Genomic DNA, 17,353 nt, shown 5'->3' with positions numbered 1-17,353 from the left:
GGGCGCGGCCCGCGGTTTATAGCCCCGGTTGGTCGTCGATGAGGCCCAGCCAGATCTGGGCAGCGTCGATGGCCACCTTCTCGCTGATGAACGCGTGCTGCGTGCCGGTGTAGATGTCCCGGAAAGCCCGCTCCAGCCGGGAGCCCTCGCGGATCGAGCTGGTACCGGCGACCAGGTGCGCCCACTCCGCGCAGGCACGGGCCGTATCGGTGGCGTAGACGGCGGCCACCCGCATGTCCGCCCGCAGCCCCGGCGTCAGGTCGTCGCCCGCCGCCACCGCGGCCTCGGCGCACGTGAAGGCGTCGAGCACCAACAAGCGGGCGGCGCGCCAGGCCGCGCGGTGGTGCGCCAGCCCCTTCTGGAAGGTCGGCCGGCTCGCCAGGGACGCCATGTCACTCATGCGGTACTTCGTGGCGGCCAAGTCCTGCACGTCGTCGAGCATGCTCTTCGAGACGCCGAGCGCCCACGAAGCGTGCCCGGCCGCGGTGACCGGCATCAGGCCCATGCGGGTGGCCGGTGAGGCGCCGCGCAGCGGCCGGCGCGCGAACAACTCGAAGGTGCGGCCCGCTGGCACGAACACGTCCTGGACGCTGTAGTCGTAAGAGCCGGTTCCCTTGAGGCCCTGGACGTGCCATCCGTCGTCGAAGCTGACCTGCTCCCGCGGGATCACCGCGACCCGCATCTCGGGGAGACCCTCGCCGGCTGACCGCACTTGGCCGTCGTCCATCGGGAAGAACCCGGCGGCGACGTACTGGGCATGCCCGATGCCCGACCCGAAGTTCCACGCCCCGCTCACCCGGTAACCCCCGTCGACGGCCCTGCCCTGCCCGTTGGGGAAGAACTGGCCGCCCACGGTGACCCGATTGTCGCGCGCGGTGAAGACCTCGGCGTAGCCGTCGTCGGGTAGGTACGCCGCGGCGGCGAAGGATGACGGTAGATTGGCGATCCCGATCCACCCGAAAGACCCATCCTGCCAAGCCATTTCGATCCACGTCTCGATCATCTCGGGAAACGACGGCTCGACGCCGCCGGCCGCGGCCGGATTGAACGCCGACATCAGCCCGCTGGCCCACATCTCGTCGACGATCGCTGGACTCGTGGTGCGCAGCCGCTCGGACTCCGCGGCCTCGGCACGCACCAGGTCCCGCATTCCCCGGGCCAGCGCCACGACCCGCTCTTCGGCTATCGACGTCATCGTCGTTCTCCTTCAGTCCGGACGCCGCCCGCGTGCGGGCCGGGACACCGCGACGGTACCAATCATTGACCGCTTTATGAATGATTTGCGCGGGCGGCCGGACCGGGCCGACGAAACGCTCTACCGTGGGCCGGGTGCGGTGGATCATCGACGGCATGAACGTGATCGGCTGCCGGCCCGACGGGTGGTGGCGGGATCGCAATGGCGCGATGGTGGCCCTGGTCGACAGCCTGGACCGGTGGGCGGCCGGGCGCGCCGAGGCCGTGACGGTGGTGTTCGAGCGGCCCCCGCGCGACGCCATCGCCTCGGCGATGGTGGAGGTGGCCTACGCCCCGCGGGCCGCCGCGGATTCGGCCGACGACGAGATCGTGCGGCGGGTGCGGGCCGACGCCCACCCCTCCGACATCCGGGTCGTGACGTCCGACAAGGGCCTGTCCGGCCGGGTCGCGGCGCTGGGTGCCTCCGTGCAGCCCGCCGCCGGCTTCCGCGACGTCATCGACGGTCGCAGCGGCGCGTGACCGCGGCGGCGACGAACCCGACGATGCGGGTCATCCGTACGACGGCCGTCGAAGAGGTCGCGGACGCGGCGCCGGGCCGTCCCTAGGCCGGGTGGGTGTTCACCGCGAAGTCCACCCGCTCACCTTCCACCGTGGTGATGCGCATGTTGGCGACGTACGCCTTGCCCTCGGGACCGGTGAAGTGGCAGTCGAACTGCTGACCGACCTTCGCCTCCACTCCGGACGGGCAGTGCACGTCGCCGGGGCGGAATCCGGTCTGCTTGTAGACGACGTCGACGACGGACTGCGCGGCGCCGTCGGCCTTGACGGTCGTCTTGCCGCTGCAGCCCGCGAGCGCCGCCGCCACCAGCAGGCCGGTCGCCAACCAAGTGCTCTTGTCCGCGGTACGCAACATCGCGCGGTGCTCCTTCGCCAGCCGGTTACCTGCGACGATCAGGCTAACACGGATTGACGCCGCAACCACAGGTCACGGCCGGCGAAGGAGGTGCGCTGCAAACGCCGCGCCGGCGTCAGCTGACGGCCGCCAGCGCCGCGTCGTAGTCGGGTTCCTGCGCGATCTCCGGCACCAACTCGGTGTAGGCGACGTTGCCGTCGGCGCCGATCACCACGACCGCGCGGGCCAGCAGCCCGGCCATGGGGCCGTCGGTGATGGTCACGCCGTAGTCCTCGCCGAAGCTGTCGCGGAACGCCGACCCGGTCTTGACGTTCTCGATGCCCTCGGCGCCGCAGAAGCGGGCCTGCGCGAACGGCAGGTCCTTCGACACGTTCACCACCGTCGCCCCGCCGCCGGCGGCGCGCTCGTTGAACGTCCGCACGCTCTTCGCGCACACCGGCGTGTCGACAGACGGAAAGATGTTGAGCACCAACGTCTTACCGGTGAATTGGTCGTTGCTGACGGCGCCCAGGTCGGTGCCGGTCAAGGTGAACGCGGGGGCCGGCGAGCCGACCGCGGGCAGCTCGCCGACGGTGTTGATCGGGTTTCCACGCAAGGTTATCTGTGCCATGAGCACAGTCTGCCAAGCGCGCGGCGGACCCCACGGGCCAGGTCGCCCGTCCTGAGCGGCGCGCCGGGCCGGTCAGGCGCCGGGCTGCAGGATCTCCTCGGAGGCCAGCTGGCCGCCGGCCTGCAGCCAGGCGGTCACCACGCCGGGCGCGTCGCGGTCGGGGTTGTAGATGTCCTCTTCGCTGGAGAACAACCCGTCGCCGGCGTACACCAGCCGGGTCCAGTTCGGAAACCAGAAGGGCTCACCGTCGGGATCGGTCGGGTGGTCGAGCAGGTTCTTGATCATCACGACGACGGCGTCGTTGTCCTCGTCGTAGGCGGTCCAGCCCGTCGGGAACCGCATGTGCGGGAACGGCGCCATAACGGCGACGATCCAGTCCCGCACCGCCTCGCGCCCGTGGAAGACCCCGTAGTGGTGCTCGATGTATTCGACGTCGTCGGTGAAGAGATCGGCGAACGGTCGCCAGTCCCCAGATGCGCTGCATCCCTCAACGACGGTGGTGTAATGCTCGACGGCCCGCTCGATTTCTGCCCTGGTGAATTTGCCCATGGCGGACACACTAGAACGTGTTCTATGTATTGGTCACGGGTCGGAACGGGGATCGCGGATGAACGTCATGGGGTTGTTCGGCCTGCACGGCAAGCGGGCTCTGGTGACCGGGGCGTCCAGCGGCATCGGCAAGCGGGTCGCCCAGGCCTACCTGCAGGCGGGCGCCGACGTGGCGATCGCGGCGCGGCACGCGGACGCGCTGGACCGCGTCGCCGGTGAGATCGCCGGGCACGGCGACGGCCGCGTCATCGCCGTCCCGTGCGACGTCACCGATGCCGGGCAGGTGACGGCGATGGTGGACCGGGTGAGCACCGAGTTCGGTGGACTGGACGTCGCGGTGTGCAACGCCGGCATCATCAGCGTGCAAGGCATGCTCGACATGGCGCCCGAGGAGTTCCAGCGCCTCCAAAACACCAACGTCACAGGCGTTTTCCTCACCGCACAGGCCGCCGCGCGCGCGATGGTCGACCAGGGCCGCGGCGGCGCGATTATTACCACGGCCTCGATGTCGGGGCACATCATCAACGTCCCGCAGCGCGTGGGTCACTACTGCGCCTCCAAGGCGGCCGTCATCCACCTGACCAAGGCCATGGCCGTCGAGCTGGCGCCGCACAACATCCGGGTCAACAGCGTCAGCCCCGGATACATCCGCACCGAACTCGTCGAGCCGCTTGCTGACTACCACCGGCTGTGGGAGCCGAAGATACCGCTGGGTCGGATGGGCCACCCCGAGGAACTGGCCGGCCTCTACGTGTACCTGGCGAGCGAGGCGTCGAGCTACATGACGGGTTCCGACGTGGTGATCGACGGCGGCTACAGCTGCCCGTGAGCCCCACGCCTACCCCTCGAGTTCGCCGGCGATTCCCCGTTCGATGTTGGCCTGGGTGGTCGCGGGCAGCACCAGCAGGCCGTCGAGCTCGCGCTGGGCCCGCTCGTAGGCGCGCTGCCGCTCCTGCGGCGCCGCCGCCGCGTCCGACGTCACCCGCAGCAGGCTTTGGGCGCGGGCCAGGCGCTGCTGATCGGCGGTCGAGAAGCCGGTGCGTCGCCGGCGCATCGCCTCCGCCTCGGCCACGTCGAACGCGGTGACGTAGTCCTCGACGGCGGCCCGATACTGCTCGGCGGCGTCCCGATCGTCGAGCAGGTCCTCCGCCTTGACCGGCCGCAACAGCTCGGCCCGCAACTTGGCTTTGTGGAACGCGACCGTTCGGGGATCGCGCATGTCGGTCATGAGCGGGAAATCCAGCAGCTTGCCCGCGTCGAGTTCGTAGTCGAGCCAGCGCGCGTCGGTGCGGGCGTGCTCGTCCACCACGCGTCGGATCGAGCGCCACTGGTTCGCCGGGTTCGCGGCAGGGGCGGGCGCGTCGTCCCGCGCCGCGGCGGTCTCCCCCGGGCGCTCGGCCTGCCGCCTGGCACCGCCGAACGAGCGGACCACCGCCACCGCCGCACCTACCAGGGGCAGGACGACGATCAGCAGCTCCGCCAGCCGGATGAGCAAACCCACACGGCCAGGATGCCACCGCGTGCCGGACGCGGCGGCTAGTGCGAGCTCAGGGTGCCGGCGAGGTAGTGGTCGCGGCAGGCGCGGCGCGCCAGCTTGCCGCTGGTGGTGCGCGGAATCGCGCCGGCCGACAGGAACCGCACGTCGGCGACCGGCACCCCGTGGCGACGGCGGACGGCGGCCGCGATGGCCTCGACCGCCGGTTGTGGGTCCACGCGGCTGGTGCCGGTGGCCCGCTCGGCGACGATCACCAGCCGCGGGGCGCCGTCGGGGTCGCCGTCGGGCACCGTGAACGCGGTCACGTAGCCGCGCCGGACCAACGTTGACGCCTCGGCGACGGTGCCCTCGATGTCCTGCGGGTAGTGGTTGCGGCCGTCGACGGCGATCATGTCGACGATCCGGCCCGTCACATACAGCTCCCCGTCGAGGTAGGTGCCCAGGTCGCCGGTGCGCAGCCACGGGCGGTCCAGATCGGCACCGTCGGCGTGCCCGCCGTCGGGCAGCCGCGACCGCAGCGTGCCGCCGAACGCCCGGCGGGTGTCCCCGGGCAGCCCCCAGTAGCCGCGGCCGACGTTGTCGCCCTGCACCCAGATCTCCCCGACGCTCCCGTCGGGCAGCTCCGTGGCCGCGTCGGGGTCGACGATCACCGCCCACTCGCTGCGGCCGACCTGGCCGCAGGACACCTGGGCCACGGCGCCGGGAGCGTCCGCCGCGACCCGCACCGCGTGGCCCGCACCGAGGCGCTCGCGGTCGAAGTACACGGCGGTCGCCTCGGCGTCGGGCGCGATGGTCGCGACGAACAGCGTCGCCTCCGCGATGCCGTACGAGGGCTTGAACGCCGTCGGCGGCAGGCCGTACGGGGCGAACGCCTTGTTGAACGCGTTGACCGCGTCGATGCTGACCGGTTCCGAGCCGATGATGAGCACCACGTTGCTCAGGTCGACGGGGTCCCCCGGCGCGGGCAGGCCGCGCTGCGCGGCCCATTCGTAGGCGAAGTTGGGCGCGGCGGTGACGGCCCGGCAGGTCTCGGCCGAGAGGGCCTTGATCCAGCGCTGCGGGCGCCGCACGAAGGCGGCGGGCGACATCAGGGTCGAGTGGCCGCCGTAGACGGCGGGGAAGCCGATCATGGACAGACCCATGTCGTGGTACAGCGGTAACCAGCTGACGCCGTGCGTGTTGCGGTCCAGCAGGTCGATGGACAGGATCATCTGCACCAGGTTGGTGCCGACGGCGCGGTGGGTGATCTCGACGCCGACGGGGGGCCGCGTGGTGCCGGACGTGTACTGCAGGTGGGAGACCTCGTCGTGGCCGAGGTCGACGGGCGCGAACGCGGCGCGCGCCGAGTCGGGTACCTCGTCGAGGAGCACGACCTGCGGCCTGCGCAGCCGCGGCAGGTCGGACAGGAAGGCCTCGACCGCGCCCCGCGCCGCCCGGGTGGTCAGTACGGCCGTCGGCTGCGAGTCGCGCAGCGCGGTCTGTAGGCGCTCGGCGTGGCCGGGCAGCTCGGGGGCGAACAGTGGCACCGCCACGCTGCCGGCCTTGACCGCCGCGTAGAAGCCTTCGACGTAGTCCAGGCCCTGCGGCGCCAGGATCGCCACCCGCTCGCCCCGCCCGGCCACCTGCTGGATGCGCGCGCCGATGGCTTCCAGTCGGACGCCGAACTGCCGCCAGGTCACCTCGTCGGCGACACCGTCGGGCGAGCGGCTGTAGTCCAGGAATCGGTAGGCCACCGCGTCGCCGACGTTGGCGATGTTGCGGTCGATGAGGGAGATCAGTGTGACCCCCTGCGGGGTCTTGATGTTGCCCGCTGCGTCCAGGCAGTCCTCGATCCGGAGCAGGCCAGGGGTGCCGCTTGACGGCGAGCCGCGATCCATAAAGCCACTGTAGGCAAGGCAATTCGGCGAACGCCGCGTGCGCGGGCGTGACGGTCGGCACGTGCGGTACCGGGCCCCCGCCGTCGGGGCCCACGCTGCGACCGGATGGTTCGGCCGCCGGCGCCCGCGCTAAGGTACGCGCAGTCGCTGAGGGCCGCTCAGCAAACGCAAGGGAGTCGGGCATGTCGGGCCGGAAGTTTTCTTTCGAGATCAACCGCACCAGCAGCGCGCCCGCCGCGGCGCTGTTCGCTCTGGTGGCCGACGGCGCGAACTGGTCGGCCTGGGCCAGGCCGATCGTCGTGCACTCCAGCTGGGCGCGCCAGGGCAACCCGGCGCCCGGCGGGGTCGGGGCGGTGCGCCGGCTCGGGCTGTGGCCCGTGCTCATCCAGGAGGAGATCGTCGAATACGAGCAGGACCGCCGCCAGGTCTACAAGCTGGTGGGCGCCGCGACCCCGGCGAAGGATTACACCGGCGAGGTCGTGTTGACGCCGAACGCCGCCGGTGGCACGGACATCCGCTGGAGCGGTTCGTTCGTCGAGGGCGTTCGCGGGACCGGCCCCGCGGTGCGGGCGGCGCTGCGCGGGGCGGTGCAGTTCTTCGCCGGCCGACTCGTCAAGACGGCCGAGCGTCAGTCGGCCCGCTAGTTCGCGCGGCTCACGGGTTGTCGGCCTGCTGTTCGTCCCGCTGAGCCTGCTCCATGCCCTGCTCGAACTGCTGCTCGGCCTGCTCGTTGAGCTGTTCGGTCTGCTGCTCGGACTGCAACATCTGCTGCAGGGCCTGCTGCTGCTGTAGCTGGGCTTGATCGTCGCTGTCGTCGACGGCAAAACCGGCGAAGCCGGGCGGCGTGCGGGGCGGTGCTGCCGGCGCGGTCGCCAGGTCCACGAATCGCACGGCCGCGGGCGTGGGGCCCGCCGGGCCGGGGGGCGCCGTGAGCAGGGCGGCGAGCGCGGCGGCGATCGACACGCCGAGGAGCGGAAGCGGGGGGCGCCGGCGGCGGAAGATGGTGGCGGGCATGCTCGCAGCGTGCGCCGCGCCGCTAGCTACCGCCTGGGGCGGGGCTATCGGCCACCTGTGAGGTTCGTGGCCGTTTGCCGGGTGCGCGCCGCATTACGCTGGGCGAAGTGATTGACGTCGTCATCGCGGGCGCGGGTCCGAACGGGCTGATGCTCGCCGGCGAGTTGGCCTTGGCCGGGCTGCGGCCGGTGGTCCTGGATCCAATGCCCGGCCCCAATCCGGGCCGCCGGGCCAACGGCGTCATCGGCCAGGGAGTCCGAATCCTGGACCACCGCGGCCTGTACAACGATCTCGCCGGCAGCGACGGGCCACCGCAACTGAACCCGCGCGCGATGTTCGCCGCGTTCCCGCTCGACCTGGCGACGGTGCCGGAGACGCAAGTTTTCCTGCTGGCCGTGCAGCAGCCGCGGTTGGTGCAGGCGCTGGCGGACCGGGCGGCCGAACGCGGCGTCGACATCCGGTGGGGGCACGCGCTGACCGGGTTCGAGCAGGACGCCGACGCGGTGACGCTGTGCGTCACGGGACCCGGCGGGCCCTACGAGCTGCGGGCCGGGTATGTCGTCGGGGCCGACGGCGGCACCAGCAGGACCCGCAAGCTCGCGGGCATCGACTTTCCCGGCATGTCGTCGTACGACGTGACCGCCCGGATGGGTTTCGACGTGCTGCCGCCCGCGGACTGGATCGACCCCGCCACCGGGGGCGTGGACGTGCCGGGCTACGGCCGCATCCCGCCGCTGCACTTCCACCGCGCCGAGCGCGGCGTCATCGCCAGCGGCGCACTCGGCGGCCGCCCGGCGGTCATCGTGTTCGAGCTGGACAGCACCCCGCGCCTGTCGCCACCGGACACCGGGACCGTGGCTGAGCCGCCCATGACCCTGGAGGAGTTGGAGGCCAGCGCCAAGCGGGTGCTGGGCGCCGACCTGCCCCTGCGCCCGGCCGCGCCCGGCACGCCCCTGGACCTGCGCCGCTTTTCCGGAATCAACTCCCGCATCGCCTCCAGTTACCGCGCCGGGCGGGTGTTCCTGGTCGGCGACGCCGCGCACGTGCACTCCCCCATGGGCGGCCCCGGGCTGAACCTCGGACTGCAGGACGCGGTGAATCTCGGCTGGAAGCTGGCCGCCGTCGTGCAGGGGCGCGCCTCCGGCGAGCTGCTCGACACCTACGAGGCCGAACGCCGACCCGCGGCCGAACGGGTGATCATGCACAGCCGCGCCCAGCTGGCGTTGGTCCGGCCCGGCCCCGAAGTGACGGCCCTGCGCCAACTGTTCGGGGAGTTGCTCGCGGCGCCCGAGGCCGTGCGGCGCCTCACCAACCTGGTGTCCGGGGCCGAAAACCGGTATTTGGCGGGCGCGGACGGCGCCGACGAGCATCCGTTGACCGGCTACTGGGTGCCGGACTTCGCGGTGGTCGACGGCCGCGGCAGCCGACGGGTCGCCGAGTTGGCGCGCACCGGCCGACCGCTGCTGATCGACCTCACCGACGGGGCGGTGGTCGCCGCCGCGGTCGCCGACCGCGCCGACGACGACGCGCTGACGGTCGCCGCGGGCCGGCCCGACGGTCCGGTCCCGGCCAGCGCCCTGCTGATGCGGCCCGACGGCTATGTCGCCTGGGCGTCGTCGGCGTCCGCGCCCGACGACGACGAGCTGCGCCGGTTGCGGGACACCCTGGCGCGGTGGTTCGGCGTCGCCACGCCCGACCTTGCGGGTGGTTAGCCCGCGCCGACCTCGTCCTGGTATTTCTTCGTCATGTGTTCGACGGCCTGCAGCTGGGTCAGCGCCAGGTCCTCGCGCATCTGACCCGCGCGTTCGGCGGCGTCCAGCGTCGGTCGCGCCAGGCCCTGGAAGTGCGGCATCACCTCGGCGGCGAACAGTTCGGCCGACCGCTTGGTGGCCGCCGGGTTGGCCCACTCGTGGCCCATCTGCAGCATGCAGCCGAACCCGCCGGACTGGTCCCACAGCCGCTGCACCTGGGCCCGCGCCCGTTCCGGCGTGCCGATGATCCCGGCGCCGTTCTCGTTGATGACGTCGATCATCTCGTCGAGCTGCTCACCCGGCATGGTCATCTGCGGGAAGGCGGCCACCTTCTGGAAGTACCGGAACCACGGCTCGATGCCGAACTTGACCTCCTCGCGGGCCTGCTTCTCGGTCTCCGCGAGGTGGAACAGCCCCACCAGGCTCCAATTGCTGCGGTCCACCTGCGTGCCGAACGCCGCCGCGCGCTCCTCGACGATGCCCCAGTGGTAGGACAGCGCGTTGAACCCCTCGACGGTCAGCGTCGCCCCGATGGACAGCAGCCCGATGCCGTGCTTGCCGGCCAGGCGCGCCCCGGTCGGTGACGCCACGGCGGCCACCGCGAGCGGAATTCCCCCGTCCGAATACGGAGCCAGTTGCAGGCGGGCGTCGACGAGTTCGTGCGTCGGCGTCTTGGCCGTCACCGCCTCCCCGGCCAGCAGGCGCACGATATCGAGGTTGGTTTCCAGCAGTTCGGGGTGTCGGTCGGGTTCAGCCCGATCATCGCTGAATCGGTGGGTAATGAGCCCGGGCCGAAGCCACCGATCACCCGGCCGTGGGTGAGATGGTCCAGCAGCATCAGCCGGTCGGCGACCCACAACGGGTTGTGGTAGGCCAGCGAGATGACGCCGGTGCCGAACCGGATCCGTTTGGCGCGTTCGGCGGCGGCCGCGATGAAGACCTCCGGCGAGCTGATGATCTCGCTGCCGGCCGAGTGGTGCTCGCCCAGCCACACCTCGTCGAAGCCCAGGGCGTCGAGGTGCTCGATGAACTCGAGGTCACGTTGCAAGGCCAGCGTGGGATTGGTGCCCGCGCGGTGAAACGGGGCGATGAAGTACCCGAACCTCAGCTTGGTCATGAAGCTCCCTCGCAGTCGAGTCCGCTGACATCACTCACACTGCTCCGCGCCGGGGCGGAAGGGAAGGACCAGATAGTGCTCAGCCGGTGGGGCCAGATTCTCATGGCCCCACCGGCTAGGGAAACAAGTCGAATATCGGTTCGGCGCTCAGTAGCCGCCGCAGAGGTTGCCGACGCAACCCCCGCCACCGATGAGGCCCAGGCCACCGGCGGCCGTCACCGCCGCCGCGAGCCGGCCCCCGGCCACCAGGGCCATCGGCGCGAGCAGGATCGGGTGCTCGATCCCGAAGAATTTCGTGAGTCGGGTGGTCAACGGCATGGCGGCACCTACTTCAGTTCGCCGGTGAGGAATTGGGCGCGGCCGTGGCCGAAAGACCAGTCCTCGTCGCCGTTTTCGGTGATCGACACGATCAGGTCGGCCGGATCGAGCCCACACCGTTCGGCGAGCTTGCCGGCGAGCAGCTCGAAGAATCGCTCTTTGCGCTCGCGGGTGCGCCGCCGGCTCACCACGTGCACCACCACCAACTCGGCGGAGCGGTCGATGCCCAGCCCGGTGTCCCACGCGACGATCTCGGACGCGGGGTGGGTGCGCACCACCTGGTAGCGGTCGCGCGCGGGCACCTCGAACGCGTCGACGACGGCGTCGTGGGCGGCGTCGAGAAGGTCGCGAACCTGTGCGGCACTGCGGCCCTCGATGAGGTCGATGTACAGCAGCGGCATGTTGCCTCCTTTGTCTGGCGGGCGATATCCGCCTCACCGACGACGTTAGGTCGGCGCCGACCGCGTGTGAAATGCCTGTTGTCGAGCATCTATGCTTGCCAGGCATGGAGGCGGTCCAGCGCAACAGGGTCGAGTTGCGGCACCTGCGGACCTTCGAGGCCGTGGCTCGCCTCAAGTCCTTCACCCAGGCCGCCGAGGAGCTCCGCGTCACCCAGCCGGCCCTGAGCCGCACCGTGCGGCAACTCGAAGACGCGCTCGGGGTGACGCTGCTGGATCGCAGCTCGCGCCATGTCGAGACGACGCCGTCGGGCACGGTGTTCCTCGACCACGTCGAACGCGCGCTCGCCGAGTTGGGGCGGGGTTTCGACGCCATGCGGCAACGGGCCAGCATTCGCCTGGGGTTCAGTTGGCTGCTGCCCGACCCGTGGGCGCAGGACGCCGTCGCGCGGTTCGAGCGGGCGACCGGGGCCACCGTGCACCTCGTCCGGACCGACGACGCGCTGGGCGCGGTGCGGCAGGGCCGGGTGGACGTGGCCTTGGTGCGTGGGCGCGTGAGCTCCGCGGCCGTGCGAGTCGTGCACCTGTTCAACGAGTCTCGCGTGGCGGTGTGCGCGGCGCAGTCACCGCTGGCCAACAGGGTGGCCTTGGACTGGGCCGAGGTGCCGCGGTGGCCGCTGGTGGTCAACACCGCCAGCGGCACCACCGGGCCGTGGTCCTGGCCGGCGGGCGCCGGCCCCGAAACCGTCGTGGAGACAACGAATTTCGACGAGTGGCTGGAATCCGTCGCCGCCGACCGCGGCATCGGGGTGATCCCGGACGTCGCGGTGCGGCGCAGCATTCACCCCGGCGTGCGGTTCATCGCGCTGCGCGGGGCGCCGGACATCCCGGTCGGCCTGGCGTTCCTCAAGAACGCCCGCAGCGCGGCCCTGCGCCACTTCGTCGAGGCCGCCAGCGCCGCCGCCGGCTGATCGGCGGGGGCTGGCTCAGCCGCCGAACAACCCGGTGAGCTGCGCCCGCGCGGTCGCGGCCCCGGCGATCGCCTGGTCGGCCTGCACGCCGGACAGGCCACCGGGCAACTGGTAGTCGTTCGGGAGTTGATAGAGGGTGAATCGGTAGTGGTGCTCGCCCGTTCCGGCCGGTGGGCACGGTCCCTTGTACGCGGCTTGGCCGGCGGTGTTCGGCAGCGTCGTCGCGCCGGCCGGGGTCTGGCCGTCGGCCGTGCTGCCGGCGCCGGGGGCGATCCCCACGACGATCCAGTGCACGAACAAGCCGTGCACGGCGTCGGGATCGTCGGCGACCAGCGCGGCGCCCAGCGGCGCCGACCACGCCAGCGGCGGCGCGATATTCGCGCCTTTGCAGGTGTATTGCACCGGGATCGGGGCGCCGTCGGCGAACGCGGGACTACTGATCGTCAACGGCCGGTCGGCCGGCGCGTCGGGCACCGTGCGCGCCAAGGTGGTGACCTTGGGTGTCGCCGACGACGGCGTGCCGCTGTCACCGTGGGCCCCACAGCCGACCGCGACGGTCAACAGGGCCAGGCCCACGCCGCCGAAGGCCAGCCGACTCGCCGTGCTCGCTGCCACGCGCCGAGGGTGCATCAGACCAGTGTGGCCGAGCGCGCGCCGAGAACAAAGCCCGCGACGCGGCCGGACGCCGCCGCGCTACGCGCCGCTCTTCCGGACCTCCAGGACGCGATCGCGCAGGCCCTTGGTCGCGGTGTCCATGAGGCTCTTGGTGCCCTTCTTGACCAGGAAGCCCGGGACGGGCATGACCAGGTCGACGCTCAGTTCGAAGCGCACCCGGGTGGAGTCCCCGTCGGGGCTCAGCGTGTACCGGCCGTCTTGCGCGCGTTGCTGTTTCGCCTCGATCAGCGTCCAGCTCACGCCGTCGTCGTGCACGGTGTACTCCAGCTCCTGCTCGTCGCTGACGCCCACGAGCTTGACCACTTGCTTGGAGCGGCGCGGGTGGCCCTCCTCGTCGCGGTCGAGGACCTCGATCTTCTTGTGGACCGAGGACCACTCGGGCAACGACTCGATATCGAACAGCACCTTCAGGACGTCCTCGGGCGGCGCCTCGATGACGACTTCGCGGGAATCGGTGATAGCCATGCCCGGAAGATAACCAGTGCCGTGCCGGTCAAAACTCGCGACGCCCGCGGCGACTACCGTCGCGGGTGTGCAGCTGCGTTGGGAACGCTTGGCCGACGGCGTCCACCGGTGCCGGCTGGCGTTCTGCGACGTCACCGTCGGCCTGGTGTGCGGCTCGGCCGGTGCGTTGCTCGTCGACACCGGCACCACGCCGGCCGAGGCGGCCGCCCTGGACGCCGACACGCGTCGGCTGGCCGGACGCGTCGTCACCCGTATCGTCTTGACGCACAAGCATTTCGACCATGTGCTCGGGTCGTCCCAGTTCGGCGACGCCGAGGTGTATTGCGCGCCCGAGGTGGCCGACTACCTGGCGTCGGCCGCGGCCCAACTCCGCGAGGACGCCGTGCGCCATGGCGCCGACGCCGCGCAGGTGGACCGCGCGCTCGGCGCCCTGCGCCGGCCGGATCACCCGACGCGCGACGCGGTGCTCGACCTGGGGGACCGGGCCGTGACGATCACCCACCCCGGCCGCGGCCACACGACCTCGGACCTGGTGGTGATTGTGCCCCCGGCGGGCGGGGCCGACCGGCCGGTGGTGTTCACCGGCGACCTGGTCGAGGAATCCGCCGACCCCGCGATCGACGCGGACTCCGACCTGGCCGCGTGGCCGGCCACCCTGGACCGGCTGCTGGCGATCGGCGGCACCGAGGCCGTCTACGTGCCCGGCCACGGCGCCGCCGTCGACGCCGCCTTCGTCCGGCGTCAGCGGGACTGGCTGCGCGATCGCGCCGCCCGGCAGGATTGATCCATCGCGGCGAAGCTCCGATTCGGTTGCGGCCCAACGGAATCGGCGGCACACCCGGATCGATCCGAAAACTCCTGCTTGATCCGTCACCGCCGGGGATAGACTCACGTTCAGCGGAACCGTGTGCGAAGAAACCGGTGCGAACAGGAGCGGATAACCATGGCCATCATTGAAACGGACACCGGCGTCCGGGCATCGTTCGACGACGAGGTCGCCGCCACGCAGCGACACTTCGACGACCAACGCTTTGCCGGCATCACGCGCCTCTACACGGCCCGCCAGGTGGTGGAACAACGCGGCACCATCCCCACCGACTACACGGTGGCGCGCGAGGCGGCCGCCGCCTTCTACGAGCGGCTGCGCGAACTGTTCGCCCAGAAGAAGAGCATCACCACGTTCGGCCCGTACTCGCCCGGGCAGGCGGTGGCCATGAAGCGCATGGGCATCGAGGGCATCTACCTCGGCGGCTGGGCGACATCGGCCAAGGGCTCCACCACCGAGGACCCCGGGCCCGACCTCGCCAGCTACCCGCTCAGCCAGGTGCCCGACGACGCCGCGGTCCTGGTGCGCGCGCTGCTCACCGCCGACCGCAACCAGCACTACCAGCGGCTCCACATGAGCGAGCGACAACGCGCCACCAGCCCCGCCTACGACTACCGGCCGTTCATCATCGCCGACGCCGACACCGGGCACGGCGGGGACCCGCACGTGCGCAACCTGATCCGCCGGTTCGTCGAGGTCGGTGTCGCCGGCTACCACATCGAAGACCAGCGGCCGGGCACCAAGAAGTGCGGCCACCAGGGCGGCAAGGTGCTGGTGCCGTCGGACGAGCAGATCAAGCGCCTCAACGCCGCCCGGTTCCAGCTCGACATCATGAAGGTGCCCGGCATCATCGTCGCCCGCACCGACGCCGAGGCGGCGAACCTCATCGACAGCCGCGCCGACGAGCGCGACCAGCCGTTCCTGCTCGGCGCCACCAACCTGACCATCCCGTCGTACAAGAGCTGCTTTCTGGCCCTCGTCCGGCGCTTCTACGAGCTGGGCGTCAAGGAGCTCAACGGTCACCTGCTCTACGCCCTGGCCGAGAGCGAGTACGGCATCGCCAACGCGTGGCTGGAACGCCAGGGCATCCTGGCCCTGGTCGACGACGCCGTCGGCACCTGGCGGGACAACGGGCAGACCGGCGTCGACGACCTGTTCGACCAGGTGGAGTCGCGGTTCGTGGCGGCGTGGGAGGACGACGCCGGGCTGATGACCTACGGCGAGGCGGTGGCCGAGGTGCTCGCGGCCGAGGACAGCGACGACGAGCCGGCCGCGCTGACGCCCGACGAGTGGCGTCAGTTCGCCGCGCGGGCGTCGCTCTATGCCGCCCGCGAGAAGGCCAAGGAGCTGGGCGTCGACCCGCCCTGGGACCCCGAGCTGTCCAAGACGCCCGAGGGGTACTACCAGATCCGCGGCGGCATTCCGTACGCGATCGCGAAATCCCTTGCGGCGGCTCCCTTCGCCGACATCTTATGGATGGAGACCAAGACCGCCGACCTCGCCGACGCGCGCCAATTCGCCGACGCCATCCACGCCGAATTCCCCGACCAGATGCTGGCCTACAACCTGTCGCCGTCGTTCAACTGGGACACCACCGGGATGACCGACGACGAGATGAAGCGGTTCCCGGAGGAGCTCGGCAAGATGGGCTTCGTCTTCAACTTCATCACCTACGGCGGCCACCAGATCGACGGTGTCGCCGCCGAGGAATTCGCCACGTCGCTGCAGCAGGACGGCATGCTGGCGCTGGCCCGCCTGCAGCGCAAGATGCGCCTGGTCGAATCCCCCTACCGGACGCCGCAGACCCTCGTCGGTGGACCCCGCAGCGACGCCGCGCTGGCGGCGTCCTCGGGCCGGACCGCGACGACCAAGGCGATGGGCAAGGGATCGACCCAGCACCAGCACCTCGCGCAGATCGAGGTGCCCAAGAAGCTGCTGGAGGAGTGGCTGGCGCTGTGGAGCGACAACTACCACCTGGGGGAGAAGCTGCGCGTGCAGCTGCGGCCCCGCCGGGCCGGATCTGACGTGCTGGAGCTCGGCATCCTCAGCGAGGCCGGCGACCAACTCGCCAACGTCGTCGTCGACCCGATCAAGGACCGGCACGGGCGCAGCATCCTGCAGGTGCGTGACCAGAACACCTTCGCCGAGAAGCTGCGCCAGAAGCGGCTGATGACGCTGATTCACCTGTGGCTGGTGCACCGGTTCAAGGCCGACGCCGTGTACTACGTGACGCCGACCGAGGACAACCTGTATCAGACCGAGAAGATGAAGTCGCACGGCATCTTCAGCGAGGTCTACCAGGAAGTCGGCGAGATCATCGTCGCCGAGGTGAACAAGCCGCGCATCGCCGAGCTGCTCGCACCCGACCGCGTGGCCCTGCGCAAGCTCATCACCAAAGAGGCGTAGGTCGCCGGCACCCCGGCACGCCGCGCCTCCTCGGGTATTGCGGTGTGACCTGCGGCAACGAATCTGCCCTCTGGCGATAGTTGCAGAGGTGTACGCTTGGGGTTGTCACACGCCGAAACCTGGGCGCACCACGTCCTGGGGCGAGAGGAGAGGCCAATGAAGGCGTATCTGAAGTTGGCAACGGCGGCCGCCGGCGCGGCGACCGCCCTGACACTCGGGGGGGCCGGCGTCGGGCCGGTAGCAGCGGCTCCGGCGCACCCCGCGTCCGGCAACGCGCCGGCGCCCGCTCCGGCCGTCACCCACGCGGTCCTCACCGGCTGCGTCTCCGGCGAGAACTGCTGACCCGCTATGGCCCGCCATCCGAGGCGGCGGGCCATCGGCACCTTCGCCGTGCAGTGCCCGCGACCGCTTGCCTCGCAAGACGTTTGGGAACCACGACGCCGGGGTATCGAAGAGCAGGACTGCGAGGGGAGAGCGGGGTTGCGATGAGGCACGAACTGAAGACCGCGGTCGCGATGTTCGGCGGCGGGGCCATGCTCGTTCTGGCCGTCGCCTGCGGTGGCGGCAATAAGGCCCCCAGCTCCACCACGCCCAGCACCACCCCGTCCTCGAGCGTGGCGCCCGCACCATCGTCCGCCCCGGGCGGCGGCGGCGTGCCTGGCGGGCCCACCGGTGGTGGGGGCCCCGGCGGCGGCGGTGGCGGCGCGGTCGCCAGGTCCACGAATCGCACGGCCGCGGGGGGGGGGCCCCCCCCGGGGGGCGCCGTGAGCAGGG

The 17,353-nt window shown here is 71.2% G+C and carries 18 protein-coding genes and 3 pseudogenes; 9 read left to right on the top strand and 12 right to left on the bottom strand.

The genetic code is table 11. From position 1 onward, the window contains the following. Positions 1–16: 16 nt before the first annotated feature. Positions 17–1,195 (bottom strand): acyl-CoA dehydrogenase family protein, encoded by a 1,179-nt coding sequence (locus A5700_RS02575; RefSeq protein ID WP_068074264.1) that lies wholly within the window; start codon positions 1,193–1,195, stop codon positions 17–19. Between the two features lie 134 nt (positions 1,196–1,329). On the opposite strand from A5700_RS02575, the gene A5700_RS02570 reads away from it, so the two are divergent. After that, positions 1,330–1,713 carry an NYN domain-containing protein gene (locus A5700_RS02570; RefSeq protein ID WP_068074320.1) on the top strand — a complete coding sequence of 128 codons (384 nt, stop codon included), beginning with the start codon at positions 1,330–1,332 and terminating at the stop codon, positions 1,711–1,713. Between the two features lie 82 nt (positions 1,714–1,795). Here A5700_RS02570 and A5700_RS02565 read toward each other — a convergent pair whose 3' ends face one another. From A5700_RS02565 to A5700_RS02555, 3 genes are all read right to left on the bottom strand, one after another. After that, the gene (locus tag A5700_RS02565; RefSeq protein ID WP_068074265.1) at positions 1,796–2,107 is read right to left on the bottom strand and encodes a DUF4333 domain-containing protein; all 312 of its coding nucleotides are present in this window, start codon (positions 2,105–2,107) and stop codon (positions 1,796–1,798) included. Between the two features lie 115 nt (positions 2,108–2,222). Further along, a complete protein-coding gene (gene tpx / locus A5700_RS02560) occupies positions 2,223–2,717 on the bottom strand; it encodes a thiol peroxidase (RefSeq protein WP_068074267.1) in 495 nt (164 codons plus the stop codon). Between the two features lie 72 nt (positions 2,718–2,789). After that, complete coding sequence (locus A5700_RS02555) at positions 2,790–3,266, bottom strand: nuclear transport factor 2 family protein (protein ID WP_068074322.1); 477 nt, start codon at positions 3,264–3,266, stop codon at positions 2,790–2,792. 58 nt (positions 3,267–3,324) lie between these two features. Here A5700_RS02555 and A5700_RS02550 point away from each other — a divergent pair, with 58 nt between their 5' ends. After that, on the top strand, positions 3,325–4,095 hold the full coding sequence (locus A5700_RS02550) for an SDR family oxidoreductase (RefSeq protein ID WP_068074269.1): 771 nt from the start codon (positions 3,325–3,327) through the stop codon (positions 4,093–4,095). Positions 4,096–4,104: 9 nt separating this feature from the next. Here the strand turns inward: A5700_RS02550 and A5700_RS02545 are convergent, their stop codons facing one another. Both A5700_RS02545 and A5700_RS02540 read right to left on the bottom strand, forming a co-directional pair. Next, positions 4,105–4,767, bottom strand: a complete 663-nt coding sequence (locus tag A5700_RS02545; RefSeq protein ID WP_068074270.1) for a hypothetical protein — start codon at positions 4,765–4,767, stop codon at positions 4,105–4,107. 35 nt (positions 4,768–4,802) lie between these two features. Further along, entirely contained in the window at positions 4,803–6,638 is a 1,836-nt protein-coding gene (locus A5700_RS02540) for a fatty acyl-AMP ligase (protein WP_068074271.1), read from the bottom strand. Between the two features lie 182 nt (positions 6,639–6,820). Here A5700_RS02540 and A5700_RS02535 point away from each other — a divergent pair, with 182 nt between their 5' ends. Further along, on the top strand, positions 6,821–7,282 hold the full coding sequence (locus tag A5700_RS02535; protein WP_068074272.1) for an SRPBCC family protein: 462 nt from the start codon (positions 6,821–6,823) through the stop codon (positions 7,280–7,282). Positions 7,283–7,292: 10 nt separating this feature from the next. Here A5700_RS02535 and A5700_RS02530 read toward each other — a convergent pair whose 3' ends face one another. Continuing rightward, the gene (locus tag A5700_RS02530; protein ID WP_068074273.1) at positions 7,293–7,652 is read right to left on the bottom strand and encodes a hypothetical protein; all 360 of its coding nucleotides are present in this window, start codon (positions 7,650–7,652) and stop codon (positions 7,293–7,295) included. A gap of 107 nt (positions 7,653–7,759) precedes the next feature. Between A5700_RS02530 and A5700_RS02525 the strand changes: the two genes are divergently transcribed. Then, entirely contained in the window at positions 7,760–9,364 is a 1,605-nt protein-coding gene (locus tag A5700_RS02525) for an FAD-dependent monooxygenase (RefSeq protein ID WP_068074324.1), read from the top strand. Here the strand turns inward: A5700_RS02525 and A5700_RS02520 are convergent. The 3 genes and pseudogenes from A5700_RS02520 to A5700_RS02515 all read right to left on the bottom strand — a co-directional run bounded on the left by A5700_RS02520 (position 9,361) and on the right by A5700_RS02515 (position 11,239). Further along, positions 9,361–10,520: pseudogene (locus tag A5700_RS02520) on the bottom strand (LLM class flavin-dependent oxidoreductase). The gene A5700_RS02525 and the pseudogene A5700_RS02520 overlap by 4 nt on opposite strands. 180 nt (positions 10,521–10,700) lie before the next feature. Further along, positions 10,701–10,838, bottom strand: a pseudogene (locus A5700_RS25875) (nitronate monooxygenase); the annotation flags it as partial. An 8-nt stretch (positions 10,839–10,846) separates the two neighbouring features. Further along, positions 10,847–11,239 carry a tautomerase family protein gene (locus A5700_RS02515; protein ID WP_068064707.1) on the bottom strand — a complete coding sequence of 131 codons (393 nt, stop codon included), beginning with the start codon at positions 11,237–11,239 and terminating at the stop codon, positions 10,847–10,849. 104 nt (positions 11,240–11,343) lie between these two features. On the opposite strand from A5700_RS02515, the gene A5700_RS02510 reads away from it, so the two are divergent. After that, positions 11,344–12,207: a LysR family transcriptional regulator gene (locus A5700_RS02510; protein WP_068064710.1), complete on the top strand. Its 864-nt coding sequence runs from the start codon at positions 11,344–11,346 to the stop codon at positions 12,205–12,207. Between the two features lie 15 nt (positions 12,208–12,222). Here the strand turns inward: A5700_RS02510 and A5700_RS02505 are convergent, their stop codons facing one another. Next, positions 12,223–12,837, bottom strand: coding sequence for a YbhB/YbcL family Raf kinase inhibitor-like protein (locus A5700_RS02505; RefSeq protein WP_068204415.1), 615 nt, complete (start codon positions 12,835–12,837; stop codon positions 12,223–12,225). Between the two features lie 63 nt (positions 12,838–12,900). Then, entirely contained in the window at positions 12,901–13,347 is a 447-nt protein-coding gene (locus A5700_RS02500) for an SRPBCC family protein (protein WP_068064716.1), read from the bottom strand. 67 nt (positions 13,348–13,414) lie between these two features. Between A5700_RS02500 and A5700_RS02495 the strand changes: the two genes are divergently transcribed. The 4 genes and pseudogenes from A5700_RS02495 to A5700_RS26775 form a co-directional block, all read left to right on the top strand. After that, a complete protein-coding gene (locus A5700_RS02495; protein ID WP_068064719.1) occupies positions 13,415–14,131 on the top strand; it encodes an MBL fold metallo-hydrolase in 717 nt (238 codons plus the stop codon). 159 nt (positions 14,132–14,290) lie between these two features. Beyond that, positions 14,291–16,579 (top strand): isocitrate lyase ICL2, encoded by a 2,289-nt coding sequence (aceA, locus tag A5700_RS02490; protein ID WP_068204412.1) that lies wholly within the window; start codon positions 14,291–14,293, stop codon positions 16,577–16,579. A 156-nt stretch (positions 16,580–16,735) separates the two neighbouring features. Beyond that, entirely contained in the window at positions 16,736–16,921 is a 186-nt protein-coding gene (locus tag A5700_RS02485; protein WP_068204410.1) for a hypothetical protein, read from the top strand. A 143-nt stretch (positions 16,922–17,064) separates the two neighbouring features. Continuing rightward, positions 17,065–17,353 (top strand): annotated as a pseudogene (locus tag A5700_RS26775) (hypothetical protein); the annotation flags it as partial.

The sequence above is a fragment of the Mycobacterium sp. E1214 genome, from assembly GCF_001666755.1.
Taxonomy (GTDB): domain Bacteria; phylum Actinomycetota; class Actinomycetes; order Mycobacteriales; family Mycobacteriaceae; genus Mycobacterium.
This window is presented reverse-complemented; position numbering and strand designations above follow the sequence as displayed.

Excerpts from the sequence above, each read along its gene's own strand:
- A5700_RS02575 (WP_068074264.1), bottom strand. The coding sequence starts at position 1,195 with ATGACGTCGATAGCCGAAGAGCGGGTCGTGGCGCTGGCCCGGGGAATG.
- A5700_RS02565 (WP_068074265.1), bottom strand. The coding sequence starts at position 2,107 with ATGTTGCGTACCGCGGACAAGAGCACTTGGTTGGCGACCGGCCTGCTG.
- tpx (WP_068074267.1), bottom strand. The coding sequence starts at position 2,717 with ATGGCACAGATAACCTTGCGTGGAAACCCGATCAACACCGTCGGCGAG.
- A5700_RS02555 (WP_068074322.1), bottom strand. The coding sequence starts at position 3,266 with ATGGGCAAATTCACCAGGGCAGAAATCGAGCGGGCCGTCGAGCATTAC.
- A5700_RS02550 (WP_068074269.1), top strand. The coding sequence starts at position 3,325 with ATGAACGTCATGGGGTTGTTCGGCCTGCACGGCAAGCGGGCTCTGGTG.
- A5700_RS02540 (WP_068074271.1), bottom strand. The coding sequence starts at position 6,638 with ATGGATCGCGGCTCGCCGTCAAGCGGCACCCCTGGCCTGCTCCGGATC.
- A5700_RS02535 (WP_068074272.1), top strand. The coding sequence starts at position 6,821 with ATGTCGGGCCGGAAGTTTTCTTTCGAGATCAACCGCACCAGCAGCGCG.
- A5700_RS02530 (WP_068074273.1), bottom strand. The coding sequence starts at position 7,652 with ATGCCCGCCACCATCTTCCGCCGCCGGCGCCCCCCGCTTCCGCTCCTC.
- A5700_RS02515 (WP_068064707.1), bottom strand. The coding sequence starts at position 11,239 with ATGCCGCTGCTGTACATCGACCTCATCGAGGGCCGCAGTGCCGCACAG.
- A5700_RS02510 (WP_068064710.1), top strand. The coding sequence starts at position 11,344 with ATGGAGGCGGTCCAGCGCAACAGGGTCGAGTTGCGGCACCTGCGGACC.
- A5700_RS02505 (WP_068204415.1), bottom strand. The coding sequence starts at position 12,837 with ATGCACCCTCGGCGCGTGGCAGCGAGCACGGCGAGTCGGCTGGCCTTC.
- A5700_RS02500 (WP_068064716.1), bottom strand. The coding sequence starts at position 13,347 with ATGGCTATCACCGATTCCCGCGAAGTCGTCATCGAGGCGCCGCCCGAG.
- aceA (WP_068204412.1), top strand. The coding sequence starts at position 14,291 with ATGGCCATCATTGAAACGGACACCGGCGTCCGGGCATCGTTCGACGAC.
- A5700_RS02485 (WP_068204410.1), top strand. The coding sequence starts at position 16,736 with ATGAAGGCGTATCTGAAGTTGGCAACGGCGGCCGCCGGCGCGGCGACC.